This is a genomic window from Nitrobacter sp. MLSD-S21 (genome assembly GCF_058809865.1).
In genome coordinates, this window is sequence record NZ_JBXASZ010000003.1 from 300,464 (window position 1) to 325,651 (window position 25,188).

Annotated in this window: 23 protein-coding genes and 3 pseudogenes; 7 read left to right on the forward strand and 19 right to left on the reverse strand. The window is 62.0% G+C overall.

What is annotated here, in order from left to right:
• Nucleotides 1-65 precede the first annotated feature (65 nt).
• Nucleotides 66-797, reverse strand: a complete 732-nt coding sequence (locus AC1RT6_RS11415; RefSeq protein WP_079447685.1) for a 50S ribosomal protein L25/general stress protein Ctc — start codon at nucleotides 795-797, stop codon at nucleotides 66-68.
• 755 nt (nucleotides 798-1,552) lie between these two features.
• Between AC1RT6_RS11415 and AC1RT6_RS11420 the strand changes: the two genes are divergently transcribed.
• The 3 genes and pseudogenes from AC1RT6_RS11420 to amaB all read left to right on the forward strand — a co-directional run bounded on the left by AC1RT6_RS11420 (nucleotide 1,553) and on the right by amaB (nucleotide 4,731).
• Nucleotides 1,553-2,053: a type III secretion system chaperone family protein gene (locus AC1RT6_RS11420; RefSeq protein ID WP_079447686.1), complete on the forward strand. Its 501-nt coding sequence runs from the start codon at nucleotides 1,553-1,555 to the stop codon at nucleotides 2,051-2,053.
• Nucleotides 2,054-2,224: 171 nt separating this feature from the next.
• The gene (gene proC, locus AC1RT6_RS11425; RefSeq protein ID WP_079447544.1) at nucleotides 2,225-3,061 is read left to right on the forward strand and encodes a pyrroline-5-carboxylate reductase; all 837 of its coding nucleotides are present in this window, start codon (nucleotides 2,225-2,227) and stop codon (nucleotides 3,059-3,061) included.
• 159 nt (nucleotides 3,062-3,220) lie between these two features.
• Nucleotides 3,221-4,731, forward strand: a pseudogene (gene amaB, locus AC1RT6_RS11430) (L-piperidine-6-carboxylate dehydrogenase).
• A gap of 81 nt (nucleotides 4,732-4,812) precedes the next feature.
• On the opposite strand, the gene rocD reads toward amaB, so the two are convergent.
• The 4 genes from rocD to AC1RT6_RS11450 all read right to left on the reverse strand — a co-directional run bounded on the left by rocD (nucleotide 4,813) and on the right by AC1RT6_RS11450 (nucleotide 8,814).
• Entirely contained in the window at nucleotides 4,813-6,030 is a 1,218-nt protein-coding gene (gene rocD, locus AC1RT6_RS11435; protein ID WP_079447687.1) for an ornithine--oxo-acid transaminase, read from the reverse strand.
• A 149-nt stretch (nucleotides 6,031-6,179) separates the two neighbouring features.
• Entirely contained in the window at nucleotides 6,180-7,514 is a 1,335-nt protein-coding gene (locus AC1RT6_RS11440; protein WP_079447688.1) for an ATP-binding protein, read from the reverse strand.
• 62 nt (nucleotides 7,515-7,576) lie between these two features.
• Nucleotides 7,577-8,305 carry a response regulator gene (locus AC1RT6_RS11445; RefSeq protein WP_079447546.1) on the reverse strand — a complete coding sequence of 243 codons (729 nt, stop codon included), beginning with the start codon at nucleotides 8,303-8,305 and terminating at the stop codon, nucleotides 7,577-7,579.
• Nucleotides 8,302-8,814, reverse strand: coding sequence for a MarR family winged helix-turn-helix transcriptional regulator (locus tag AC1RT6_RS11450; RefSeq protein WP_079447689.1), 513 nt, complete (start codon nucleotides 8,812-8,814; stop codon nucleotides 8,302-8,304). Before AC1RT6_RS11450 ends, AC1RT6_RS11445 begins: the two co-directional genes overlap by 4 nt.
• 289 nt (nucleotides 8,815-9,103) lie before the next feature.
• Here AC1RT6_RS11450 and AC1RT6_RS11455 point away from each other — a divergent pair, with 289 nt between their 5' ends.
• Nucleotides 9,104-10,216 carry a branched-chain amino acid aminotransferase gene (locus AC1RT6_RS11455; protein ID WP_079447547.1) on the forward strand — a complete coding sequence of 371 codons (1,113 nt, stop codon included), beginning with the start codon at nucleotides 9,104-9,106 and terminating at the stop codon, nucleotides 10,214-10,216.
• Nucleotides 10,217-10,236: 20 nt separating this feature from the next.
• Here the strand turns inward: AC1RT6_RS11455 and AC1RT6_RS11460 are convergent, their stop codons facing one another.
• The 6 genes from AC1RT6_RS11460 to uvrC all read right to left on the reverse strand — a co-directional run bounded on the left by AC1RT6_RS11460 (nucleotide 10,237) and on the right by uvrC (nucleotide 16,431).
• Nucleotides 10,237-11,667 (reverse strand): MATE family efflux transporter, encoded by a 1,431-nt coding sequence (locus AC1RT6_RS11460; protein ID WP_079447548.1) that lies wholly within the window; start codon nucleotides 11,665-11,667, stop codon nucleotides 10,237-10,239.
• Nucleotides 11,668-11,834: 167 nt separating this feature from the next.
• Complete coding sequence (gene prmB, locus AC1RT6_RS11465) at nucleotides 11,835-12,875, reverse strand: 50S ribosomal protein L3 N(5)-glutamine methyltransferase (RefSeq protein WP_079447549.1); 1,041 nt, start codon at nucleotides 12,873-12,875, stop codon at nucleotides 11,835-11,837.
• The gene (locus tag AC1RT6_RS11470; protein ID WP_079447550.1) at nucleotides 12,875-13,354 is read right to left on the reverse strand and encodes a molybdenum cofactor biosynthesis protein MoaE; all 480 of its coding nucleotides are present in this window, start codon (nucleotides 13,352-13,354) and stop codon (nucleotides 12,875-12,877) included. The genes prmB and AC1RT6_RS11470 overlap by 1 nt, the downstream gene beginning before the upstream one ends.
• 22 nt (nucleotides 13,355-13,376) lie before the next feature.
• A complete protein-coding gene (gene moaD / locus AC1RT6_RS11475; protein ID WP_079447551.1) occupies nucleotides 13,377-13,628 on the reverse strand; it encodes a molybdopterin converting factor subunit 1 in 252 nt (83 codons plus the stop codon).
• Nucleotides 13,625-14,242, reverse strand: a complete 618-nt coding sequence (gene pgsA / locus AC1RT6_RS11480) for a CDP-diacylglycerol--glycerol-3-phosphate 3-phosphatidyltransferase (protein WP_079447552.1) — start codon at nucleotides 14,240-14,242, stop codon at nucleotides 13,625-13,627. Before pgsA ends, moaD begins: the two co-directional genes overlap by 4 nt.
• A gap of 134 nt (nucleotides 14,243-14,376) precedes the next feature.
• The gene (uvrC, locus tag AC1RT6_RS11485) at nucleotides 14,377-16,431 is read right to left on the reverse strand and encodes an excinuclease ABC subunit UvrC (RefSeq protein ID WP_472790522.1); all 2,055 of its coding nucleotides are present in this window, start codon (nucleotides 16,429-16,431) and stop codon (nucleotides 14,377-14,379) included.
• 277 nt (nucleotides 16,432-16,708) lie between these two features.
• Here uvrC and AC1RT6_RS11490 point away from each other — a divergent pair, with 277 nt between their 5' ends.
• Nucleotides 16,709-17,329 carry an outer membrane protein gene (locus AC1RT6_RS11490; RefSeq protein WP_079447554.1) on the forward strand — a complete coding sequence of 207 codons (621 nt, stop codon included), beginning with the start codon at nucleotides 16,709-16,711 and terminating at the stop codon, nucleotides 17,327-17,329.
• Nucleotides 17,330-17,476: 147 nt separating this feature from the next.
• On the opposite strand, the gene AC1RT6_RS11495 is transcribed toward AC1RT6_RS11490, so the two are convergent.
• From AC1RT6_RS11495 to AC1RT6_RS11505, 3 genes are all read right to left on the reverse strand, one after another.
• Nucleotides 17,477-18,331 (reverse strand): 23S rRNA (adenine(2030)-N(6))-methyltransferase RlmJ, encoded by an 855-nt coding sequence (locus tag AC1RT6_RS11495; RefSeq protein ID WP_079447555.1) that lies wholly within the window; start codon nucleotides 18,329-18,331, stop codon nucleotides 17,477-17,479.
• A gap of 93 nt (nucleotides 18,332-18,424) precedes the next feature.
• Nucleotides 18,425-19,117, reverse strand: coding sequence for a ribonuclease T2 family protein (locus AC1RT6_RS11500; protein ID WP_079447556.1), 693 nt, complete (start codon nucleotides 19,115-19,117; stop codon nucleotides 18,425-18,427).
• A gap of 200 nt (nucleotides 19,118-19,317) precedes the next feature.
• Nucleotides 19,318-19,773 (reverse strand): hypothetical protein, encoded by a 456-nt coding sequence (locus AC1RT6_RS11505; RefSeq protein WP_079447557.1) that lies wholly within the window; start codon nucleotides 19,771-19,773, stop codon nucleotides 19,318-19,320.
• A 166-nt stretch (nucleotides 19,774-19,939) separates the two neighbouring features.
• On the opposite strand from AC1RT6_RS11505, the gene AC1RT6_RS11510 reads away from it, so the two are divergent.
• Together AC1RT6_RS11510 and AC1RT6_RS11515 are read left to right on the forward strand one after the other, a co-directional pair.
• A complete protein-coding gene (locus AC1RT6_RS11510; RefSeq protein WP_079447690.1) occupies nucleotides 19,940-20,230 on the forward strand; it encodes a hypothetical protein in 291 nt (96 codons plus the stop codon).
• Nucleotides 20,231-20,395: 165 nt separating this feature from the next.
• The gene (locus AC1RT6_RS11515) at nucleotides 20,396-20,926 is read left to right on the forward strand and encodes a DUF3617 domain-containing protein (protein WP_079447691.1); all 531 of its coding nucleotides are present in this window, start codon (nucleotides 20,396-20,398) and stop codon (nucleotides 20,924-20,926) included.
• A gap of 124 nt (nucleotides 20,927-21,050) precedes the next feature.
• Here AC1RT6_RS11515 and hisS read toward each other — a convergent pair whose 3' ends face one another.
• The 5 genes and pseudogenes from hisS to AC1RT6_RS11540 all read right to left on the reverse strand — a co-directional run bounded on the left by hisS (nucleotide 21,051) and on the right by AC1RT6_RS11540 (nucleotide 24,862).
• The gene (gene hisS / locus AC1RT6_RS11520) at nucleotides 21,051-22,637 is read right to left on the reverse strand and encodes a histidine--tRNA ligase (protein WP_079447558.1); all 1,587 of its coding nucleotides are present in this window, start codon (nucleotides 22,635-22,637) and stop codon (nucleotides 21,051-21,053) included.
• 113 nt (nucleotides 22,638-22,750) lie between these two features.
• Nucleotides 22,751-24,031 carry a hypothetical protein gene (locus AC1RT6_RS11525; protein WP_493029495.1) on the reverse strand — a complete coding sequence of 427 codons (1,281 nt, stop codon included), beginning with the start codon at nucleotides 24,029-24,031 and terminating at the stop codon, nucleotides 22,751-22,753.
• A 15-nt stretch (nucleotides 24,032-24,046) separates the two neighbouring features.
• Nucleotides 24,047-24,181 (reverse strand): annotated as a pseudogene (locus AC1RT6_RS11530) (hypothetical protein); the annotation flags it as partial.
• Nucleotides 24,182-24,293: 112 nt separating this feature from the next.
• Nucleotides 24,294-24,413 (reverse strand): annotated as a pseudogene (locus AC1RT6_RS11535) (hypothetical protein); the annotation flags it as partial.
• An 11-nt stretch (nucleotides 24,414-24,424) separates the two neighbouring features.
• Nucleotides 24,425-24,862, reverse strand: a complete 438-nt coding sequence (locus AC1RT6_RS11540) for a TadE/TadG family type IV pilus assembly protein (protein WP_493029496.1) — start codon at nucleotides 24,860-24,862, stop codon at nucleotides 24,425-24,427.
• Nucleotides 24,863-25,188 lie beyond the last annotated feature (326 nt).

The window sequence follows — 25,188 nt, forward strand, 5'->3', positions numbered from 1 at the left end:
AAGACATTCGCGTTGCGAAACCTCGGCAGGCGGCGTCGCGAATGTCAAATCGCTCCACCGGCCGCTTACTTCTTTTTGTCGCCGCCACCTGCGGGCGCCTTCGCTCCGCCACCTGCGGGCGCCTTCGCGCCACCGGCGGCCGCGCCTGCAGCAGCAGCAGCGGGAGCCGCACCGGCGGCGGGAGCCGCGGTGCCGGCCGCAGCGGCGGCGGCTGCCTTGAGTTCTTCCGCGTAGCCTGACGGCGGCACGATGGTCACCAACGTGACGTCCTCGCGTGCTAGCGGTTTCACGCCGGGCGGCAACTCAACGTCTGACAAATGGAGCGAATGGTTGATTTCCAGTGCGCCGACGTCGGCCTCGATGAACTGCGGGATGTTTTCAGCCGCGCACTCGACATCGATCGCGTGGGTCACGAGATTGACGGTGCCGCCGCGCTTCACGCCGGGCGCGACATCTGCCTTCAGCAGGCGAAGCGGAACGCTGACGCGGATGGTGGCGCCTTCGCCGAGCCGCATGAAGTCCACATGGATCGGCAGATCCTTGACCGGATCAAGGTGGAAGTCGCGCGGAATCACGCGGTGCTTCTTGCCGTCCAGGTTGATGTCAAAGATCGTCGTCAGGAAACGGCCCGCCAGAATGCGCTGACGCAGTTCTGGTTCTTCGACCGAGATCGGCTGCGGGGGCTGCTTGTTTCCATAGATCACGCCCGGCACTCGGCCGGCGCGACGCTCAGCCCGGGCGGCCCCCTTGCCGCTCTTCGGACGCGCGTTCGCCTTCAATTCCCTGACGGTCGCCATCGATTTATCCTTGCTTTTCAAAAAGTTAAAGGCCGCAATCGCGGCCCGTTGCACGTCACCGGCAAGCCTCCAGGGGTGCGGGGGCCATGAGACGTGGCGGCGTTCTAACCGCAAACGCCCGAAATAACAAGAAATTGGGCTGAATTTTTCGAACTCTCCGGCTGTCGCGTAAGTCGCTTTTAGCCGTTGGACAGGCTGATCTTTCCGCGTCGGGGAGATTGAGAAAAGGCAGACCCAGGGTCGCCCCAAGAAGGCGCTTCGGTCGTACCCATGCATCGTAACGAGAGATTGCTGGGACAAGGATCAACATCCGAAAATTTTCGAAGATGAAGCGATTGATCGCTCCTTTGAGAACAAGCGGCGTAGCCGTGCGACACACCAACCTCGTTATCGCCGAGGGTGTAGACATCATCCGGCGTCGGAATCTTTCGTCGATCATCGGATGATGCCGGACTCGCGGCAGGCGAGTCGCACCCGCAAGACTCGCGCAACGCGAGTCCCGAGTCCGTTTTGTTCACGGCGTAAACCGTCTCTGCTTTCGATCAGTTGTGGACGACGCGCGCTTTGCCTGTGGACGGACTCCAGGCGGCGTTGCGCCGATTCCGCAAATCACATCACTTGATCCGCGCAGGACATCATCCTCATTCGATCAACGCGTGTGATGGATCGTCTGAAAGATTGATATCCGCCGCGTGCCAGCACCGGCCGTTCTATGAGTGCGTATCAACACAAGCAAAAGCAAGGATCGGGACGGCATGTCGCTGCTCGAAGGCGCTATCGATTCCAAGAACAATCCGCTGGCGGTGGTCGAGGACATTGCCGCCACCAACGATTGGGCGTTCGAGCGTTCCGGCGAAGACGAAATCACAATCGTCTCGAAAGGCAACTGGACCGATTATCACCTCACCTTCACCTGGATGGGTGAGATCGATGCGTTGCATCTCGCCTGCGCCTTCGACATGAAGATTCCGGTCGCCCGGCGCAGCGAGGCCCAGCGCGTGATCGCCGCGATCAACGAGCAATTGTGGGTCGGTCATTTCGATATCTGGACCCAGACCGGAACGATCATGTACCGCCATGCGCTTGTCCTTCCCGAGGGGCTGATTGCGTCGAACGCGCAGTGCGAGACCATGATGGCGGGCGCGATCCACGCCTGTGAGCGCTACTACCCGGCGCTGCAGTTCGTGGTCTGGGCCGGAAAGTCGGCGGCCGAGGCGATGACCGCCGCAATGTTCGACACCGAGGGCGAGGCGTAATCTCGCGCAATTGCTTTTTGCGTCATGGCCGGCTTGACCTGGCTGCCCATCCTCTTGCAATTCGTTCAATGAATGACGGATCGTGGGGTTGTCCGTGCGAAGGTATGCTTCGTCCTCAACCCGCGATGACGGGTCTTTTCGCGAACGCTCTTTGACCATCAGGAACCCGCCATGACGATAACGCCGGACATGCAAACTCTCGCGGATATTTCAGGCACTGTCGTTCTCGCCGGCGCCGGGAAGATGGGCAGCGCATTGCTGACGGGATGGCTCGCGCGCGGATTGGATCCGAAGCGCGTCATTGTGATCGAGCCATATCCTTCCGCCGATACCCGCTCGTTCGCCGCCGGCGACATTCGGCTGAATCCCGCAGCCGAGGAAATCGGTGACGTCGCGGCGCTCGTGATCGCGGTCAAGCCGCAGACCTTCGGCGACGCCGCTCCGACGCTGCGGCCGCTGGTGGGATCTCCGACCCTTGTGGTGTCGATCATGGCGGGCACGACGATTGCCATGCTCGACACGGCCTGCGGCGGCAACATCGTCCGCGCGATGCCCAATACGCCTGCCGCGATTGGCCGCGGCATGACCGTGGCGGTCGCCGCGAAAGGTGTGAACGAGACACAGCGCACCGTGGCCGACGCGCTGCTGCGCGCGACCGGAGCGGTGGAATGGGTCGATGACGAAGCGCTGATGGACGCCGTCACGGCTGTGTCGGGATCGGGACCGGCCTACGTCTTCCTGCTCGCCGAGGAGCTCGCGCGCGCCGGCGTCAGCGCAGGTCTGCCTGCCGATCTCGCTGCAAAGCTGGCCCGCGAGACTGTCGCCGGGTCAGGCGAGTTGCTGCATCGATCCGATCTCGACGCCGCGACGCTGCGTCAGAACGTCACTTCGCCCGGCGGCACCACGGCCGCAGCGCTCAACGTATTGATGAGCGAGCACGGTCTGAAAGAACTGATGACGCGCGCGGTGGCCGCCGCGACAAAGCGATCGCAGGAACTGGCGAAGTAGTTTTTTGCTGCAGGACTGAAGCGTCCCTGACGATCCGAGGATTTCCGCGAGCGCTTGACGCATCGTCGCAACATGCTGCGGGAACGCTCATCCGGCTTGAAGAACTGTCATGACTTGCCGCAACATGGGCCACCCGGACCCGTTTGGGAGAAAGCTCTTATGCTTGCCGACGAGGTTGCATCCCTGCTCGATCATCTCGGGGTTTCACCCGATCGTCGGCACGGCACGCGCGCCGTACGCTCGCCTCTGACCGGCGAGACCATCGCGCACCTCGAGGATGCAAGTTCGCAAGGTGTGGCCGAAACCGTCGCGCACGCTGAAGCGGCGTTCCGGCAATGGCGGTCGGTCCCTCCACCGCGGCGTGGCGAACTGGTTCGCCTGCTCGGCCTTGAATTGCGCGACGCCAAGGATGTTCTGGGCCGCCTGGTCACCATTGAAGCCGGCAAGATCGTCTCGGAAGGCCGTGGCGAGGTGCAGGAGATGATCGACATCTGCGACTTCGCGGTCGGCCTGTCGCGCCAGCTTTACGGGCTCACGATCGCCAGCGAACGGCCAATCACCGCATGATGGAGCAATGGCACCCGCTCGGCCCGACCGGCGTCATCACCTCGTTCAATTTTCCCGTCGCGGTATGGTCGTGGAATGCGGCGCTGGCGCTGGTCTGCGGCAATCCGGTGATCTGGAAGCCGTCGGAAAAAACCCCACTCACGGCGCTGGCGGTGCAGGCGCTGTTCGAACGCGCCGCCGTCAAGGCGGGCAACATCCCCGACGGCCTATGCACCGTGCTGATCGGCGGGCGCGATGTCGGCGAGGCCCTGGTCAACGATCCACGGGTGCCGCTGATTTCCGCGACCGGATCGACAGCGATGGGCCGCGAGGTTGGAACGCAACTTGCGCGGCGGTTCGCGCGCGGCATTCTCGAACTCGGCGGCAACAATGCCTCGATCGTCTGCCCGTCGGCGAACCTCGATCTGGCGCTCCGGGCCATCGCCTTCGCCGCCATCGGCACCGCCGGCCAGCGTTGCACCACGCTGCGGCGGTTGTTCGTTCATGACAGCGTCCACGACGAATTCGTAGCGAAGCTGACACGCGTCTATGCCTCGGTCCGGATCGGCGACCCGCTCGCAAGCGACGAGGTGCTGGTCGGTCCGCTGATCGACGAAGCCGCATTCGAGACCATGCAATGCGCGCTTGCGGAGGCACGGGCGCACGGCGCGCGAATCCACGGCGGTGAGCGTGTCGAGGAGAAACGGTTTCCCAACGCGTATTATGTCCGGCCGGCATTGGTGGAGATGCCGGCGCAGACCGGCCCGGTGCTGCGGGAGACCTTCGCACCGATTTTGTATGTCATGAAATATACCGACCTCAACGCGGCGATAGAGCAGCACAATGCGGTCGCTCACGGACTGTCGTCCTCGATCTTCTCGACCGACATGCGCGAGGTGGAGAAGTTTCTCTCAGTGGCGGGCTCCGATTGCGGCATCGTCAATGCGAACATCGGCCCCTCCGGCGCCGAGATCGGTGGTGCGTTCGGCGGAGAAAAGGAAACGGGCGGCGGCCGCGAAGCCGGCTCCGACGCCTGGAAAGCCTACATGCGTCGCGCCACCAGCACGGTGAATTACGGCGACGATCTTCCGCTCGCCCAAGGCGTCCGCTTCGACATCGATTGAGGCGGAGAGCATTTTCCGGCTAAGTGGAATCAGGTTAGCCAAAATCGAGAGCCCGCTTCTGATCCCATCAGAAAGCGGACTCTAGGGATCAGCTTCCGCGCGAGCGAATTCGTCCAGCACTTCGGCGACCCGGTCCGCCACCCAATCGATCTGGGATTCTTCGATAATCAGCGGGGGCGCAAAACGAATGGTGTTGCGGTGAGTGTCCTTGGTCAGCACGCCCGCCTGCAACAGCCGCGTTGCGACCGCGGCGGCGTTGGCCAAATCGCGATCCAACTCGACGCCCGCGAACAACCCCCGCCCTCGCACCTCGCGAATGATGGGATTTTCGATCGCGCGAAGTCGTGCGAGCAAATGCGTGCCAAGGCGCGCGGACCGCTCGACCAGTCTCTCGTCCATCAACGTATCAAGTGCGGCCAATCCGACCGCGGCCGCAATCGGATTACCGCCGAAGGTGCTGCCATGGTCGCCGGGCGTGAACACCTGCATCACCTCGCGCCGCGCCAGGAACAGCGACACCGGCAGAAGTCCGCCGCCCAACGCCTTGCCCAGTGTTATCGCGTCCGGCGTCACGCCGTCGTGCTGGCAAGCTAGCAGCTGCCCGGTGCGACCAAGGCCGGACTGGATCTCGTCGCAGATCAACAGGACATTGTGCTCCCGGCAGATGCGCGCGACCTCGGCAAGGTAGCCCGGCGGCGGCACGTTGATGCCGCCTTCGCCCTGGATCGGCTCGACCAGGAAGGCCGCGGTGTTCGGCGTGATCGCGGCTCGAAGCGCCGCCACGTCGCCGAACGGCACCGACCTGAAACCGGGCGGAAATGGACCGAAGCCGTCGCGATATTGCGCCACAGACGAGAAGCCGACGATAGCGATGGTGCGGCCGTGAAAATTACCGTCACAGACGATGATCTCAGCGCGGTCGGCCGGCACCCCCTTGACCGTGTAGGCCCATTTGCGCGCGGCCTTCAGCGCCGTTTCCACCGCCTCGGCGCCGCTGTTCATCGGCAGCGCCAAGTCCATCCCGGTCAAACTGCAAGCGCGGGCGAGAAAGGCTCCGAGACGATCGTTGAAATAAGCGCGCGAAATCGTGTCCAGTTGTCGCGCCTGGTCAGTGAGCGCCTGTATCAATCGGGGATGAGAATGTCCGAAGCTTGCCGCCGAATAGGCGCCCATCATATCGATGTAGCGTCGCCCGTTTTCGTCCCACAGGTAGACGCCCTTGCCACGCACGATGGTGACCGGCATCGGCGCATAGTTGGAGGCACCATAGCGCATTTCCAGCTTAACCGAGCCGTCCATGTCACCCGCTCCCTCAATTCGAGTGTGCTCGAGGCCGTAGAGCATCATGCGCTCCTCCTGGCCAGACCGCAACGAGCCCGTATTCAATGTGGGACCTCAGAACCGGGAAAGCTAGGCATGATCCGAGCGCAGAAAGAACACGCTTGCACCTACACCGGCACCCGCACGGTCGCGCGCAGACCGCCCATCGGACTGTCACCGAGTGTAATGTCGCCGCCATGGGAGCGCGCGATGTCTCGCGCAATAGCAAGGCCGAGACCGGAGCCGCCCTCGTCCTGATTGCGCGCGCTGTCGAGTCGCAGGAACGGCTTGAAGACCTCCTCGCGCATGTCCCGCGGGATGCCCGGGCCATCATCATCGACCATGACGGTGAGCCATCGGTGATCGCGATGGCCGTTGATGGCGATGGAGTCGGCGTATCGTGCCGCGTTTGACACCAGATTGCCAAGGCAGCGCTTGAACGCTGCCGGCTTGACGGTGGCGACGGGAAGTCCGTTAAATATCGCCGTTGCTGCGTGACCGTTGCGCTCGGCATCGCTTCGTAACTCCTCGAGAGCGGAAGCCATGTCGGTCGGCTGCGCATGCTCGCCGCTGTCACCGCGCGCGAAAGCGAGATAAGCCTCAAGCATCCCGTGCATCTCGTCGACATCCTTCCGCATGCCATCGACTTCCGGACTGTCGCCGATCAGCGCCAGCTCCAGCTTGAAGCGGGTCAGAATCGTGCGCAGGTCATGCGACACGCCGGCCAGCATCGCGGTGCGCTGCTCGATACTGCGCTCGATACGCATCTTCATTTCGATGAACGCATGCGCCGCGCGGCGGACCTCGCGCGCCCCGCGCGGACGGAAGTTCGGCGCGTCGCGGCCCTTGCCAAAACTCTCGGCGGCGTCCGCCAGCCGCAGGATCGGCTTGATCTGGTTGCGAAGAAACAGCACAGCGACGAACAGCAGGATCGACGACGTGCCCAGCATCCAGAAGATGAAGATTTCCGAGTTTGACGCGTAGGCGGCGCTGCGCTGCGCAAACACCCGCATCACAGTGTCGTCGAGCTGAATTCTGATCTCCACCAGATTGGACCGTCCGACCGTATCGATCCAGAACGGCTTGCCGATCTGCCTGCTGATCTGCACCGACAGCGACTGGTCGAGCAGGGTGAAGAACGGTTTCGGCCCGGGCGGGGGCATATCGCCCGGAGGCAGGAAATCGACGACCAATCCGAGCCGCTGCTGTGCGATGCGCCGGATCGCCGTACGGTCCTTGTCCTGCGGGTAATCCTTGTACACATCGATCAGCGCGGCGACGTCCTGCACTACTGCCGCCGACAGACGTCGCGTCACCGTATTCCAGTGGCGCTCCATGAACACGAAGGCCACGACCGATTGCAGCACCACCATAGGAACAATCATGATCAGCAGCGCACGGGCATAAAGGCCCTCGGGCATCCACTTCTTGAACGCGTGCCCAATCCGGCTATTGACGACCATGACCCGTCGCAACGCCGTGCGGGCTAGCGTGAGACCGGCATCGAGGGTGGTCGTGATCGACGTCAAGGGGCTGCGACCAGGCGATAGCCTACCCCGCGTACCGCCTGGAGGAATAGCGGATTGGCGGGATCACGCTCGATCTTCCTCCGCAACCGGTTGATCTGGACATCGACGGCGCGCTCGTTCACGGTGCCGCCGCCGTTGAGTTCGCCGCGGCGAACCGTCTCGCCCGGGGTGGCCGCGAGCATACGCAGCATCTCGCGCTCGCGATCAGTGAGATGAATGACGTCGTCGCCCTGACGCAGCTCACCGCGCTCCAGATGATAGACATAGGGTCCGAACGCAATCGATTCGCTTCGCATCATCGGCAGCGGCATCGTACGCTTGAGGATATTCCCGATCCGCAGCACCAGTTCGCGCGGCTCGAACGGCTTGGCGAGATAGTCGTCAGCGCCGATCTGCAAACCCTCGATGCGGTTCTCGGCCTCGTGCAGGGCCGTCAGCATGATGATCGGCACCGGAGACGAGGCACGGATGGAACGGGCGAGATCAAAGCCGGTTTCGCCGGGCATCATGATGTCCAGGATCAACAGGTCGAAATGCAGACCGAGCAATTTCGAGCGGGCGGCCTTGGCGCTCATGGCCGTGGTGACACGGTAACCCTCCCCCGCCAGAAAGCGCGACAACAGATCCCGGATGCGCCGGTCATCGTCGACCAGCAGCAGATGCGGGGCGTCGTCGGCCAGCTTCACCTGCGCTCGCGCGGTCCCTGCCGTTTGCGTTACTGTCATGCCTTCACCATCTTGCCGTCCGCTCGCAGGATCGCCTCCAGCACCTTGTCAGGATCATCATGGTCGACCATCCCGAGCAAAAATTTGCGCACCACCTCGGCACCGGATGCGTCGAGGCCCCGCAGCGCGCGTTTGATGCGATCGGTCTGAAGACCCGCGAGCTGCGCTACCAGCGCCTCGCCTTTCGGGGTGGCGAAAAGAAGGCGCTGCCGGCGGTCGGCGTCGCCAGCCTTCTGCACGATATAGCCCTCGTCGAGGAGTTGCTTGAGCACTCGCCCCAGCGATTGCTTCGTGATCCGCAGAACATCGAGCAAATCGGCGACGGTAAGCCCGGGGTAACGATGGACGAAATGCATGACTCGATGATGCGCGCGGCCGAAGCCGAATTCCTCAAGCACATGATCAGGATCGTCAACGAAATCGCGATAGGCAAAGAACAGCAGTTCGATGATGTCCCAACGCGTCTCCGCGGATCGCCTGCCGGGCGTCTCAGGGCCGGAAGTGACCATGGCGGTCGGGGCCGAGAGTTTTATGTCAGCCATATTGACATATCTCGTTTCAATGTTACAAGTTGGCTGTCTGATGCGAAATATAATAACGTTTCGTCCGGGGCCGACTGTTTATCGACCCCCGACACGAGCGTGCGAAACCACGCAGCCCGGAATTCTGATCGGTGCGATTGCCGGGCGGCATTTCGGTTAACATACTGGACTTCGCGCCTTCCGCCAAAGCGGAAACCGCCTTCGCATGGCAGGCAGGGGCACGCAGACACGGTGCTGCAAAGCCGGGAGAATGTTCATGGGAGTTTCGCTTGATACGATCGATGGCGGGACGTCGTTGAGATTCGATATCCAACCGACGGCCAATCCGACGCAGGCGACCGTGCGCGCCGAAAAACTTGCGAACCCTGGTTTTGGCCGGGTGTTTACCGATCACATGGCCGTTGTGAACTTCAATCAGGCGAAAGGCTGGCACGGGGCGAGGGTCGCGTCGCGCGCCAACTTCCCGCTCGATCCTGCGACCGCCGTTCTGCACTACGCGCAGGAGATTTTCGAAGGCCTCAAGGCCTACAAGCGTGACGACGGTGGCGTCAACCTGTTCCGTCCCGACGCCAATGCGAGACGCTTCCGCAATTCGGCCGAGCGCATGGCGATGGCGCCACTACCCGAGACCGTTTTCATCGAGGCCATCGAGCAACTCGTGCGCATCGACCAGGACTGGATTCCTGGCGGTGAAGGCAGCCTATACCTGCGGCCCTTCATGATCGCGAACGAGGTCTTCCTCGGCGTGAAGCCATCGGCGGACTACATCTTCGCCGTCATCGCCTCTTCGGTCGGCTCCTATTTCAAGGGCGGCCCCGCACCAGTCTCGATCTGGGTATCGGAAAACTACACGCGCGCGGCAGTCGGCGGCACCGGCGCCGTCAAATGCGGCGGTAACTATGCCGCCAGCCTGCGCGCGCAGGCCGAAGCCATCGATCGCGGCTGCGATCAGGTGGTTTTTCTGGATGCGGTCGAGCGACGCTATGTCGAAGAACTCGGTGGCATGAACGTTTTCTTCGTTTTCGACGACGGTTCGCTCTCGACGCCGCCGCTCGGCACCATCCTGCCGGGCATCACCCGCGATTCGATCATCACACTCGCAAGGGAATCCGGCACGAGCGTGCGCGAGGAGCCCTATACAATCGATCAGTGGCGCACGGATGCCGCCAGCGGCAGGCTCCGGGAAGCGTTCGCCTGCGGCACCGCCGCCGTCATCTCGCCGATCGGCAAGGTGTGCTCGGCGCACGGCGATTTCACCATCAATGGGGGCGCCGCCGGGTCCGTCGCGATGGGCTTTCGCAAGAAGCTAGTCGACATCCAGTATGGCCGCGCGACCGACCCGCACAACTGGACCCGCAAGGTGCTGTGACCGGCGCGCATTCACGCGATTTATTTCGCGGCCAAGACCTCGCGAAACTGCCTGCCGTTTAGGGGCACCAGACCGATCCGCTCACGTCTGACCCAGCGCGAAATCATCAGGATGGCCACGGCCGCGAGGCCCGACGCCAGGCCGATCCAGATACCGGTGCCCTGAAATCCGAGTTTGAAGGCAAACAGCAAACTCAACGACATGCCGAAGCCCCAATAGCCCAGGCCGGCATAAATCATCGGCACGCGGGTATCCTGCAAACCACGCAGCATACCGGCGCCGACCACCTGCGCGCCATCGGCAATCTGAAATACCGCTGCACAGGTGAGAAACGACACCGCAAGTCCGATCACCTCGGCGTTTGCCGCATCGTTGACGTCGATAAATGCGCCGATCAGCCATCGTGGCGCGGTAATCATCAACACACTGGTGCTCACCATGAATGCAATCGCCAGGGCAAACGACGTCCATCCTGCGCGGGTAATCCCGTCGAAGTCTCGCGCGCCGTACGCGCGACCGACACGTACCGTCGCCGCCTGCGCCAGTCCCATTGGCACCATGAAGGAAACCGACGCGATCTGAATTGCAATGGCATGAGCCGCGATCGAGGCTGTTCCGAACTGTCCCATCAGGAATACCGCGGCATTGAACACGGTGATCTCGAAGCCGAGCGCCGCGCCAATCGGCAGACCGACGCGCCACAGCGTGACGAGACGCGGCCAATCGGCGTGCCACCAGTTCCCGAAAAGATGATAGCGACGGAACTTGTGGCCAAAGCTCACCACCACTACCAGCCCGGCGAACAGGAAGGTGTTCGACAACGTCGTTGCGATGCCGGAGCCGCGCAGTCCAAGTGCCGGCAGACCAAGATGACCGAACACAAGCGCCCAGTTTGCGACGATGTTGAACAGGATCGCGACCGCCGTCACCATCATCGCCGATAACGGCCGTTCCAGCGCGGCGAAGAACGAGCGTAACGCGATGAAGCCGAGCGTCGGCAGCATGCCCCATTGCAAGGCGCGCACGAACAGCTGAGCATCTGCTGCAAGCTGCGGTTCCTGATCAAACCGAAGGAGGATCGCCTCGGTATGCCAAAGCAGCAGCCAGCTCGGCACCGCAATCAGAACCGACGCCCATATCCCCTGCCGAAACGTCCGCCGCACGTCGCGCACCATATGCAGCTTGCGGCCAAACGCCTCGGCCATCATCGGCGAGGTCGCGGTGACGACGCCAATGCCGAAAATCAGGATCGCGAAGTACAGATTGACGCCAAGGGTTCCGGCGGCCAGCGCGGAAGCACCAACGCGGCCCAGCACGATCACATCTGTCGTGGTCAGCGCGATTTGCGCGAGGTTGGTGAGGACCAGAGGCCAACCGAGCGTCAGGGTGGCCCGGAATTCTCCGAGCCAAACATCGCGCCAGAGTGCGCTATGGCGAGCGTCAAAAAGCATGGCGACTTCGTCATCAACACGGCAATCGGGGCAGAAAGACAGTATCGGGACGACGGGCACCTTTCACCGTGTCGCCGGAGGCGTCGTATCTCGTTCATTGACCAGCGTTTATAGCGCTTTCAAACGATCAGGCACCGGTTCGCAAGAACAAACGCAACGCCACACGCTCATGCCGCGCCGGCCGAATGTGCAGACCTATCCGCAAGCCGCGCGACCTCGATCCAGAACACCTCGCCCTCAGATTCCTCGGTATCGAGCCAGAGCAAATCCGCGCGCGGATAAGCCTTTTCGATCGCCGGCTTGCAGCGACCGACCTCGCACAACAGTCCACCGCCGGGCGCGAGATGAGTATTGGCGCCGTCGATGATCTGTCGCACCAGATCGATGCCATCGGCACCGCCGTCGAACGCCATCCGCGGCTCCGCAAGACACTCGTGCGGCAGGCCCGCCATGCCCTTCGCATCGACATAAGGCGGGTTCGAGATAATGAGATCGTATCGCTTGCCACTGACTGCTGTGAACAGATCGCCCTGCGCAACATGGATGCGATCGGTAAGGCCGTGCTCGCGTACATTGCGCGCTGCGACCGCGAGCGCGTCCGCCGACAGGTCAGTCGCATCGACCGTCGCATTCGGAAATGCGCGCGCGGCCAAAATCGCAAGGCATCCCGAGCCGGTACATAGATCGAGCACACGGGTTACGGTTGCAGGATGACGCAAACGCAGCACATCGTCGTCGCCGAAATGCGAATCCAAAATTTCCCCGATGAACGAACGCGGCACGATCACGCGCTCGTCGACATAGAACGGCAAGCCGCGCATATACATCCTGTTGACGAGATAGGCGGCGGGCTTGCGGGTTGCGATGCGCTGCTCAATCCAGCCAAGAATGCGCCGGCCCGCCGCCTTCGGTACGCGCCGCGCCGCCTGCGGTTCGACCTCGTCCGGATGCAGGTGCATGGCCTCGCCGACCAGGAAGGCCGCCTCTGCGACCGGATCGGTGGTGCCGTGCGCGAAAATGACATGCGCGCGCTCAAGCCTTGCGGCTGCATGATGAACATAGTCGAAAATCGTCTCGAGTTCCGGAGTCGAGGTTCTGGCAACGGCAGAGTTTGCAGCCTTTGCTGTGGCTCGCTCCGGCGGGCGTTTTCGGTTTGAGCTGGCGGCCGCGACTTTCGATCGTCCGCCGCGTGCGGCGGTCCTCGCCATCAGGATTTGGCCCAGCGCGCCGCAGCAGTGTCGTCGCGGTCGTGAGCGTCCACCCAGCTTGACCCGGCGGCGCCCTCCTCGCGTTTCCAGAACGGCGCCTGCGTCTTGAGATAGTCCATCAGGAATTCGGCGCCCTGAAATGCCGCCTCGCGATGCGACGACGCAGTGACCACGAGAACGATGTTCTCACCAGGGACGATCCGGCCGTAGCGATGAATGATGGTGATGCCTGTGAGCGGCCAGCGCGAGAGCGCTTCCTCGGCATGACGCGCGATCTCAGCCTCCGCCATACCGGGATAATGTTCCAGCATCAGCGCGGCGATCGCATCGCCACCCTCGCCGCCAGCCTGGTCGCTTCTGCAAATGCCAGAGAAACTCACGACGGCGCCGATGTCGGTGCGGCCGCGCGACAGCGCCGCGACTTCGCGCGCGACATCGAAGTCGGCTTCCTGCAGGCGTATGGTGACGGGAACGGTCATCGACGGAGCCGGAGTTGACAGATCAGCCGCCGGTCATCGGCGGAAAGAAGGCAATTTCGCGCGCGCCCGCGATCGTCGTGTCCTGGTTGACATGCATCCGGTCGATCGCGGCGCGGATCACCTTCGGCTTCTCGAATGCGTGGGCATATTCATCGCCCCGCTGCGACAACCATGCGATCAGATCGGCAACCGTCGCGACGGCCGGCGGGGGATCGAGCGCCTCCTCGGCCTTGCCGACCCGCTCGCGCACCCAGGCGAAATAAAGCACCTTCATTTCTCATCCTCCGCCATGAGGTGGTGAATACCGGCGTGGAAATAGTCCCAGCCTGTATAGATGGTGAGGATCGCCGAGACCCACAACAACAGAAGTCCGACCTGGGTCACGAATGGGAATACCAGATCGCCGGCCTCCCCCGCGAGCAAAAACCCGATCGCGACGAGTTGCGCGGTGGTCTTCCACTTCGCAAGCTTGGTCACCGGCACGCTGACGCGCAACGCCGCCAGATATTCGCGAAGCCCAGATACGAGAATCTCGCGGCACAGGATCACGATTGCCGCCCACAGCGTCCAGCCATGGATGATGCCGTCCGCCGCCAACATCAGCAGGCAGGATGCAACCAGAAGCTTGTCGGCGATCGGATCGAGCATCTTGCCGAGGGCGGAGTGCTGATCCCAGATTCGTGCATAGTAGCCGTCGAAAAAGTCCGTCACAGCGGCCGCAATGAACACTCCGAGCGCCACCCAGCGCAGCTGTAACGGCCCGTCCATGATCGATTGCGCATAGACGCAACCCACCACCACCGGGATCGCGGCGATGCGAGCATAGGTGAGGATATTCGGTAGCGACAGCATGTGCTTCGCGGTCGCCTGGCTGGTTACGGTGCTCATTTCATCTTACCAATACTGTCGCAGGGCGAACGTCAACCGGCCGCGCCGCGCAATTTTGCCGACCTCGCGGCTGCCGTAGTCTTAATTCATTGATCTTAGTACGAAAAAGAAGACCGGATATCATAACAAATCCCCTACGCCGGCCGAGCGTGGAAAAAATCGAAGATCCTGCGGGCACTTTCGGCGCTTATGCCCGGAACCTTGCCGAGGTCTACCAGCGACGCCCGCTCAATCTCCTTTAACGTCCCGAAGTGATGCAGCAGCGCGCGCTTACGCGCGGGGCCAATACCGGGAACTTCCTGCAATCCGGCTTCTCTGATGTCCTTTCTACGCAGCTTGCGATGCGATCCGATGACAAACCGATGCGCCTCATCACGCAATCGTTGGATAAAATACAAAATCGGATCCCGCGGTTCGAGCTTGATGGCTGGACGATCCGGCAGGAACAGGGTTTCGCGGCCGGCATCACGGTCCGGTCCCTTGGCGACCGCCACCAACGAGACCCGGCTCAGACCCAGCGCCTCGAATATCCCGCGGGCGGCATTGAGCTGGCCGAGGCCGCCGTCGATGATCACGAGATCGGGCCATTGCGGAACGGCGTCCTGTTCCGATTCAGCTTTCTGCGTCAGCAATCTCTTGAACCGGCGCTCCAACACCTCACGCATCATCGCGTAGTCGTCACCGGGGGTCAGGTTATCAGACTTGATGTTGAACTTGCGGTACTGATTCTTGAGAAAGCCATCGGAACCGGCGACGATCATCGCCCCCACCGCATTGGTGCCCTGGATGTGACTGTTGTCGTAGACTTCGACGCGCTGCGGCGCCTGCGGCAGGCCGAGCACCGTCGCCAACCCCTGCAGCAGCCGCGACTGCGTCGCGGTATCCGCCAGTTTGCGGCCCAGCGCTTCGCGGGCGTTGGTCAACGCGTGCGCGACCAGCTCCTTCTTTTCGCCCCGCTGCGGCATTAAAACCTTGACCCCGTAACCAGCCTTGATCGACAGCGCATGGGCGAGCAATTCGCCTTCCTCGATCGGGCGCGATAACAGGATCAACCTGGGCGGAGGCTTGTCGTCGTAGAACTGGGCGAGGAATGATCCAAGCACCTCCTCCGGCGTGAAAGATTTTTCCGCGCGCGGAAAATAGGCCCGGTTGCCCCAGTTCTGTCCGGTGCGGAAGAAGAATACCTCGACGCAGAAATAGCCGCCCTCCTGATGAATGGCGAAAACGTCCGCTTCTTCCACCGTGCGCGGGTTGATGCCTTGTTGCGACTGGATCGCCGACAGCGCGGCCAGTCGGTCGCGATAGAGCGCAGCGCGCTCGAAGGCGAGATCGTCGGAGGCTTTTTCCATTTCCCGCGCCAGCTCCTCCTTCACGGCGCGGCTGCGACCGGACAGGAAATCGGTCGCCTCGCGAACCAATGCCGTATAGCCGGGAAAATCGATCTCGCCGGTGCAGGGACCGGCGCAACGCCTGATCTGATACAGCAGGCAAGGCCGCGTTCGGCTTTCGAAAAAGGAGTCGGTGCAGGAGCGCACCAGGAACGCTCGCTGCAACGCCGTAATGGTGCGGCCGACTGCACCGGCGGACGCGAAAGGCCCAAAATAGCGCCCCGGCCGCGACTGGGCGCCGCGATGTTTGAGGATCTGCGGCGCCCAGTGGTCGCCAGTAATCAGAATATAGGGGAACGACTTGTCGTCGCGAAGTTGCACGTTGAAGCGTGGTCGCAACTGCTTGATCAAATTCGCTTCGAGCAGCAACGCCTCGGTCTCGGTCTCGGTCGATACGATCTCGACGGTGGCCGTCGCCGCAACCATGCGCGCGATGCGCATCACCTGGCCTGTCGGCCGCGCATAAGACGACAAACGCTTGCGCACGTTCTTGGCTTTGCCGACATACAGCACGTCGCTTGCGGCATTCATCATGCGGTAGACGCCGGGCGAGGTGGGCGCATGGCGAACCGCGTGTTCGATCGCCGCACGTCCGATCGCGAGCGGAGCCTCCGCGATCGTATCGGACGTATCGTCCGGAAGATCAGGCAGCCGCGGCTCGTCGTCCTCGTCGGTCTCAATGGTTGCGGGATCGACGTCCTGTTCCGTCGGCACCCCGCCGCGCCGCCGCATGTCCGCTCCGGAACCAGGCGGCTGTCTTGGCCCGATCGGCTTCGCAGGATCGGAGGAATCGGTCGTCATGTCCCTCAGTTAAGCGATGAAGCCGGCCGATGCCAGCGATCCACTCCCAGGCAGGGCGAGGCTTTGGCTCTGCGCAAAGCGTCACGCGACCGGTTCCCGGCGCGGCCATGCCGATAACACTTTTTTAAGGACAAGAGACGGCGGGGGCACCGTCTTAAGGACCGTTTAACTTAAAACTTTCGATAAATCCTACGTATCGAATTTAGCATTTCGTAGCCATACGGACCTGGCTCGCGCGATGTCACGGTGGGAACGGTAAAAGGGTTGGAGTGCCGAGATGACCAAGACAATGATCGCAGCATTGGCTGCAGTGGCATCCACAGCGCTGATCGGCACCGCGCAGGCCGCCGATTTCTCTTACCGGGCGCCCTACACCGTCAACCAGCCGCTCAATGCCTTTAGCTGGGCGGGGCCCTATCTGGGCGGCAACCTGGGATATGCCTGGGGCAGCGTCCAGAACAGCCTTACCAGGCCGGACGGCGTGTTTGGCGGCGTGCAGGCCGGCTACAACTGGCAGAGCGGTGCGCTGGTGTTCGGCCTCGAAGGTGACATCCAGGCCAACGCCGCCAACGATACTTTCGCGGCCTGGAAATTCTCAAATCCCTGGTTCGGCACTGTACGCGGCCGTGTCGGCTACGCGTTCAACAACGTCCTGGTTTACGGCACCGGCGGTCTTGCCTTCGGTAAACTGCGCGCCGAAACCTTTGCTCTGTCGGAATCCCACACCAACGCGGGCTGGACGGTCGGAGTAGGCGCTGAAGTCGGCATCTACCAGAACTGGACCGCAAAGGTCGAGTATCTGTATGTCGATCTGTCGAGCAGCAATTTCACGATTACAGGCGCGCCGCACAGCTACCAATCCGGAATGGTCCGCGCCGGGGTAAACTATCACTTCTAGAGATCTTTTTGATTTGACGCGTTTTCTTCGAGCGAACCGGATCCCACTTCGCTCGAAACGCTATAACGAGAACAATAATCATCACACCAACCTCCGGCCGCTTGCGGCCGGATTTTTTTGACGGCAATCCGCCCAGGCAAGGCCGGCTCAATCGGTGATCGCCTCAAGCTTGAAGCGGGCGGCGCCGCCCTGGCCCAGCGGTTTCTCCAGTTCGGGAAGGATGGACTTGAGTTCGGCTCTCAACGTCCATGGTGGATTGACGATCAGAAGCCCGGCCGAAGTGAGTGGCCCGTCCGCGGTCTGCGGCGCCACGCTGAATTCCAGTCGTAGGCATTTGTCGGCGTCGCCTCCCGCGACGGCACCGACCCTGCGGGCCAGATCGTCCGTCGCCCGGCGCCGCTTGGCCGGATACCACAACAGGTAGCAGCCGGTCGGCCATTTGGCGAAGGCTTCGGCGAATCCGCCGGCGAGGCGTTCGAACTCGTCCTTGCGCTCGAACGGCGGGTCGATCAGCACCAGCCCGCGCCGCTCCTTCGGAGGCACGAAAGCGGCAAGCCCCATCCAACCGTCAAGATCGACCACGTTGGCCTGGGTGTCGCGGCGCAGCGCACCGATCAGGTGCTTGCGTGCAACGGGCTCGATTTCGCAGGCGACCATCCGGTCCTGCGGCCGCAGCAAAGCACGCGCGATCAAGGGTGACCCCGGATAACATTTCAGGTCACGCTGGGGATTGAAGGCCCTGACGATATCGAGATAGGGCGCAACCAACTGAGCAACGGGGTCGGAAAAACGTGCCTGCATCAGCCGCGCAATGCCGGTCAGCCATTCTCCGCCGCGATCTGCCTCCTCACCGGTCAGATCGTAGACGCCCGCGCCCGCGTGAGTGTCGATGACACGGAATGCCGCCGGCTTCTCGTGCAGATAGGTTAGGACGCGGACCAGCACGATATGCTTGATGACGTCGGCGAAGTTGCCGGCGTGGAAGGCGTGGCGGTAATTCATGGTGCTGAAGTTCTTTTGGTATTTCTCGGAGCAACGCCATCAAGTCCGGCCAGACGTCTTACCGCTCCAATACGCGCAGAAGGAGACGAAATACTACCCGCCGCGCACCGGAGGCATCACCACCTGGTCCCGGACGCAGGCGCGCCGGTCGATTTCCTCACACGCGCGGAATTGCAAGTCCTTGTTCATGCAGATTCGCACCTCGCTAAGCCTGGTCCGGTCGCAGATCACCGCAATTGCGGATTGGCTGAGGCCCGGATTATTCTTGATGAAGGCGCTCTCGATAGCATCAGGCGTCATACTCTTCGGTGCGGCAAGATCGAGAAATTCCGCCGGAATCTTCACAGCGGCGCGTGATTTGCGGACAGTCTCGAAGTAAGCCTCTGCGCTGAGCCCTGAGCAGGTGCCGTGCTTATCCCACTGGCTGTAGATCAGACCCGGCGCCGGCATCAAATCCAGCATCGAGGTCATGATGCGGCGATCAAGCCGCGGAGCAGGACGCTGACAATAATCGGGAAAGCCGTGCTCGTATTGCGGCCAAAGGCCGTGCACCACAAAAGAGAACGGTCGCTCGCCGCACTGGCCCTGCTGCGACCGGCTGGTACTGCCGCGTTCCGCCGCGGCAGCGCAGAACGACGGAGACCATGACAGCGAAAGCACATAGAAATCGAATGCGCCGGGCGCATTCTGTCGTTGGTCTTTTGCCGCCGCATCGGCCGTCCACCCCGCAAGCAGGATCAGCCACGACAGAACAGACGCGGCCGCCGCGCGAGACACCCATTTCATGACGCCAACTCCTCAGCCCAGCCGGAATCCGGTCCTCGCGCGATATCCGACGAGAACCAGCCCACCATAGCATAACGACCCGAGGCCGGGACATCTCTGAAGCTTTACAAGGATAGTGTATAAGGGGTTTCCGCCCGCCCTCGTGATGAGAACACGGGTCAAGCCTTTCCCTTCCGGGATCAGAACCGAGCCTATCTTAATTATGGTTGGGCGGTAAGGCAGCCCGGATTATAGGCCCAGTTGCGATCGAGGCCGACCACGCACCACTCGACGCCCTGCCCCATGCTGGCAATCCCGCCGTCCTCTATGATGGAATAATGCACGGTGCGGACTTTGCCGTCGCTGACCATCGCTTCGGCGGTGCAGTAGCGGCGGGGAATATTGTTGGACTCCCGGGGCCGGAACGCCTTTTCATGGACGTTGCCATAGGCGGTGATGCGCAGCGGGGAGTTCCAGAATTTCCTTTCCTTCTCCCAAAATTGCGTCGTGATGGTCGGCAACCCGGCCTCACAGCCCGGCAACCGACCCTCATAGGACGGCCCGAACACAGGAAAATTGAATGCGTGCGCAACCGGCATCGTAGCGAACAGCCCCAATGCTGCGCCGAGCATCGTGCCGACAGCGGGTTTCTTCAAGGATGTGATAAGGTTGCGCATGGAGTTCCGCCGATGAATCTGAGCCTTGCGACGGTGCCGCGAAGCACGCGCAAGGTCAAGTGCGGCAAGGCAACACCCGCGGCCTAACTCCATGATGACCGGCTCGCCGTTCTTTTCACAGCCCGCTCGGCGTTCTAAGGTTCGAGTCGCAACAATGGAGATGAGGATGAGATTGTTCGGAGCGGCTTTGCTGGCGGCGATGACCAGCACGCTGGTTTGCGGATCAGCATGGGCCGACTGGGTGCCTCCGCTCAAGGGCAACGACACCGGCGGTATTATCTCCTATTCGCTGGTGCATCAGGCAGATTTTCGCGTGATTGCGGTCGATCACTGTGCGCGCTACGGCAAAGTGGCGAAGTTCCTCGGCGTCCAGGCTTATCCCGGCGGCTATATCTCGTTCGCTTGCCGCTGGGTGCCCTATGGTCCGGATCAGCCTCCGCTGCGGACACGCTACTGAGCCTGCACCCTCGTGGAGTGAATTCGAGTTCGCTGCCAATTTTTTTACAGCAAACGCGGCAAGCAAAACTCCCATCAGAAACTTTTTAGTGTGGCTGTCCCCGGCTATTCAAAGGGGATACGAATGGCAGGTCCGCGCCACGACATTCCACCGACGGAGCTTGCGATGCGACGGTCTCTTCGGCTCTCGATTTCACTCCTGCCGCTACTTCTTCTCTCCGCCGCGCCTGCGCTGGCGGAGGTGCAACTGCCGCTGCGCAAGGCCGGGCTTTGGGACATCAAGCTGGACCACGAGGGCGGCAGAATGCCGGCAGTTGTGGTTCAGCAATGCACCAGCGAGGCCGTGGACCGTGAGTTCATGTCGGATTTTGCCCCCTCCGCCAAGCAGAACTGCTCCAAGACCGAGATCCAGAAAGCCGCAACCGGCTACGTCATGGATTCGGTCTGCACCATGGCCGGCACGACCGTGACATCGCACGCCGAAACCTCAGGCGATTTCAACTCCGCCTACACGGTGAACGTCACATCGCATAGCCAAGGCGGCAAGCTCGGAAGCCAAGACAACAAGGTCACCATAGCGGCGAAATGGGCCGGCCCTTGTAAGGAGGGCCAGAAACCCGGCGATGTCGTGATGCCCGGCGGCTTCAAGATGAACGTGCGCGACTTTGAAAAATACAAGTCGATGGTGCCGCATTAGAGCTTTGTCCGCTTCTGACAAAATCAGAAGCGCAGCTCTATGATTTTGATCGAACGCGCTGTCTTCACGCGAACGGTATCCACTTCGCTCGAAAACGCTCAAGCCTGCGCAGGCAAGACGATGGCTAATCCCACCTCACGCCGTGACGCGTGAGCAGTTTCCGTACTTCGACAACAAGATCGGTCTCGCTGACTTCAATCTGCGCCTCCGCCTGCTTCTTCAGATACTCAGTGCGGTCCTCGATCGAGGTCAGCCCCGCGCCCGCGATCAGATCCTTGATCTGCACCTTGCCGTTCGCTTTCTCATCGGTGCCCTGGATGATGGCGCACGGTGCGTTGCGCTTGTCGGCATATTTCATCTGCTGGCCGAGCGAATGCTTCGGATTGCCGAGATAAAGCTCCGCGCGAATGCAAGGCCCATCCGGCCTTGAAGGATCAATAGGAGAGTTGCGCAGCTCCGCGACCATTTTCTGGTAGCCCGCGATGTCGCCGCCGAACACGGTGACGACCACGGGGCCTGCTTGCGGCTTCGTGTCGAGCTTTCCGAGCATGGTCAGCGCCGCCTGCAACCGCGACACCCCGATGGAGAAACCTGTGGCGGGAACGGGCTCGCCGCGAAAGCGCGAGACTAATCCGTCATAACGCCCGCCGCCGCCAACCGAGCCGAAGCGCACCGGGCGACCCTTCTCGTCCTTGGTTTCGAGCAGAAGTTCAACTTCGTAGACAGGGCCGGTGTAATATTCGAGGCCGCGCACGACGGAGGGGTCGATGCGGATGCGATCCTCCCCGTAACCGCTTGAAATGACGAGTTCGGCGATATCGCCCAACTCTGAAAGAGCGGCATTCATTGTAGCAGCGCCCTTCATAGCGCGGAACTTCTTAGGAAGTTCGCCATCCATGTGCCTATGCCATGTATCGTCGGGGAGTCGATTCACGGTAATTTTGAACTTCAAGCACTGACGAATTGCTTCGATCTGATCTTCGTCGAGATTAGCACCCTTAGTGAAATCTCCGCTGTCATCCTTACGTCCCGAACCCAATAGTTTTTCGATTTCACTCCATTCAAACTTGTCAGCCTTATCGATCGCGCGCAGCACCGTCAGCCTTCGTCCCGCATTCTCATCGCCGCCGAGTCCAATGCTTTCCAGCACGCCATCGAGCACCTTGCGGTTGTTGACCTTCACCACGTATTGCCCGCGCGGGATGCCGAGCGCTTCCATCGTATCGGCGGCCATCATGCACATCTCGGCGTCGGCGGCACAGGCCGACGGACCGGACAAAGCCCCACCCACCGTATCGGCGTCGAACTGCATGAACTGCCGAAAGCGTCCCGGTCCCGGCTTCTCGTTGCGGTAGACATAGCCGGCGCGATAACTGCGATAGGGCAGCGCGAGGTTCTGGAAATTTTCCGCCACGTAACGAGCCAGCGGCGCGGTGAGATCGTAGCGCAAGCTGATCCACTGCTCGTCGTCGTCCTGGAACGAGAACACGCCCTCATTGGGTCGGTCCTGATCGGGCAAGAATTTGCCGAGCGCGTCGGTATATTCAAAAGCGGGCGTTTCGACCGGCTCGAAGCCGTAGCGCTCGTAGACCGCGCGGATTGTGTCGGTCATCGCGCGCGTGGCTGATATGGCCGCGGGACCGCGATCCTCCAGCCCGCGCGGCAGGCGGGCGCGAAGTTTCTGCGGTTTTTTCGGTTTCTTGTCGGACATGGCGCTCGCTGCTGTGTTTGTAGATTTCCGTCGTCTACAAAATCAGCGTCGGGTTACCAGCCGACGGGCAAGCGGGCAAGGCGAACTCGTTATCCCTCTCCCCTTGCGGGAGATCAATTCACTAGCACCGCGCCGTCGCAGCGGATGCTGGAGACCCAGACATCCGCCTGCCCGATGCCGACGCCGAGCGTCGCCAACACCTGCGCCAGCACCTGATCGATTGACGCCGTGGCGCCGCTGATGATGCCCGTCACGGTCGGCCCGAGACCGGGGACGGGCAGGCCCAGCGGCCCCACATTGATCTTGAGCGAGAGATCGCCGAGCAGGCTCGCGGTCAATGACGAGGTGAAATCGGTCGTGGTCACGGTCTTCTTCGTTTGCGCGGCAATGTCCACGTAGCTGAAGGACACCGGCGTCGGCGCGGTGTTGCCCATGCCGGCATGAGCGCGGCCTGTCACGGTGACTGCGCCGAGATTGACCAGAGTCGCCGCGCCCGGGTCCGGTTTGCTGGTGAAGTTGGTCATCTCGGCCGCCGACACGTTGCCGATCCAGGCGTCGACGATGCCGGGCGTGACGCCGAGCGTGACGCTGGAGGTGCTGATATCGGGACGGCCGCAGCTCACGGCGTTCAGCGTGGCCGTACCAGAGGCGACCTCGATATAGACCGGGAGATTGACGGCCGCGACCGGGCCGCTGCCAAGCAACTTGATCGATACCAGCACGCGGGTCTGCGCGGTGTGCACGCTCGCGCCTTCAGTCCCGACCGTCATCCAGCTTGTCCCTTGCGGGTGCTCGCCGATCGTCGCCATCACGGAGACGCTGGCGATGCCGGGTAGTCCGAGATTGACGGAGGCCGCGATCTGGTTGCTGCCATTGGCGATCGCACCGGTCGCCGAAAGCAGATCGAACGCCGAGACGCTGACGCCTGTTTTCGGTTTTGAGCCGACCGTCATCGCCGCATAAGGGCCGACGTCGATCAGCTTCCCCGGCACGATGGTGGTGGTTAGCCCGGCAAGCGCCAGCGAGACCTTCGACAGCGCCGTGGTCGCGGCATTCATGCCGTTCGCCGCCTGCTGCGCACTCAGCATCGCCGCCACGATGTCGCTGACCTTCACGTCGCCGGACAGCACGGAGTCGTAGGTGACGCCGGTCAGGTCGAGCCGCGTCGCCAGCGCATTGATGAAATCAAAGGCGTCGATGTGAGCGTCGATCAGCGACTGATAGTCCATCGCCGAAAGCGATAATGTCGTTCCCAACATCTGACCGAGAATCGCATTAAGCAGGCCGCCATTGAGCGAGACCAGCCGCGAGCCGATCGCGAACGAGGCAAGCGCGGTGCTCGCGGCCGTTGCCCTGCTGGTGATATCGAAGTGGCTGCTGCCGCCGGTGAACATGCGCGCGAAATAAAGCGGCGTCTCGGCACGCAGCGTGACCCGCGCCGCGTTGGGCGCGCCGGTCGCGGGGGTGACAAAGCGCGCCTGCGGCCAGCGCTGCGTTCGCGGTGAACGTGCCGAGTTCGATGGAAAGCAGCGCGTTCGCCGGATAGCCGTTGGCCATCACGGTGGCGGCGGCCGCGCTCGTGGCTTTGCCAAGGTTGCCGGCGGCGACAATGGCCGCAAGGTCGGCGGCGCTCTGCGCCTTACGGCGGTCGGCATAGATCGACCCGACATCCACGCCGAGCGCGGCGCAACCGAGCACCAGCACCATGCACCCGGCTCCCATGATCGCGAAATTGCCGCGCGTATCCGAAATGAAGCGCCGAAGCAGGTTCCGCATCGTGCGTCTCCTCAAAAGCCGCCGAACGGAATCGCCGCTGAGCGGATGATGGTCGAAGGCGGCGCCGGCACGAACGGCAACGTGTAAATGATGTTGTCGGAGGCGTCGTAGTTGACTGTGACGACGAAGACGTCGCTGCCGGAGGTTGCCGCGCTGACGGTGAGATGTCCGGGCTGCAACAGAGGATACGACCCGGCATTCGTCGTGACGTAGTTTTCGGCAAGGCTGATGCGCTCTGTCTCGCTCAAGCCCGCGACCGACGAACGCGCCGCTTCCGCGGCAAGTTGCTGCACGCCATGCACCATGGTGAGGTAGGCACCGAACACGACGATGCCGAACACCAGCACCAGGAACAGCGGCAGAAGCATCGCGAATTCGACCGCGGACGCGGCGCGGATGCAGCGGGCAAAGCGCGGAAGGCACAGGGCGTGGCGTGGCGAGTCTGTCATGCGACTTATTGAGCCACACAACTATTAAGTGTGTGTGAATATTATATCAATCAATAGTAGTATATTTCGACCGCAAAACGAGCGCGCGTCCGGCCACCGGACGACGCCGCAGATGTCCCGGCATTTTCAGCACGCGATCGATCACGCAAACTGCGTTTCGCAGGTGCGCAAAAAGTTCTAGGGTGGTTCAAGCTCAGACGTTCGGTTCATTTTCGCTGTAGGCAAGCAAATTTCTGAACCTGAACACGCTGGAATGGTTGAGTTGACTCCAGTCCTTTCGAATCCTGAGTTGGCACCGAAGGCGCCGCATAGTGAAGTGCCCACCA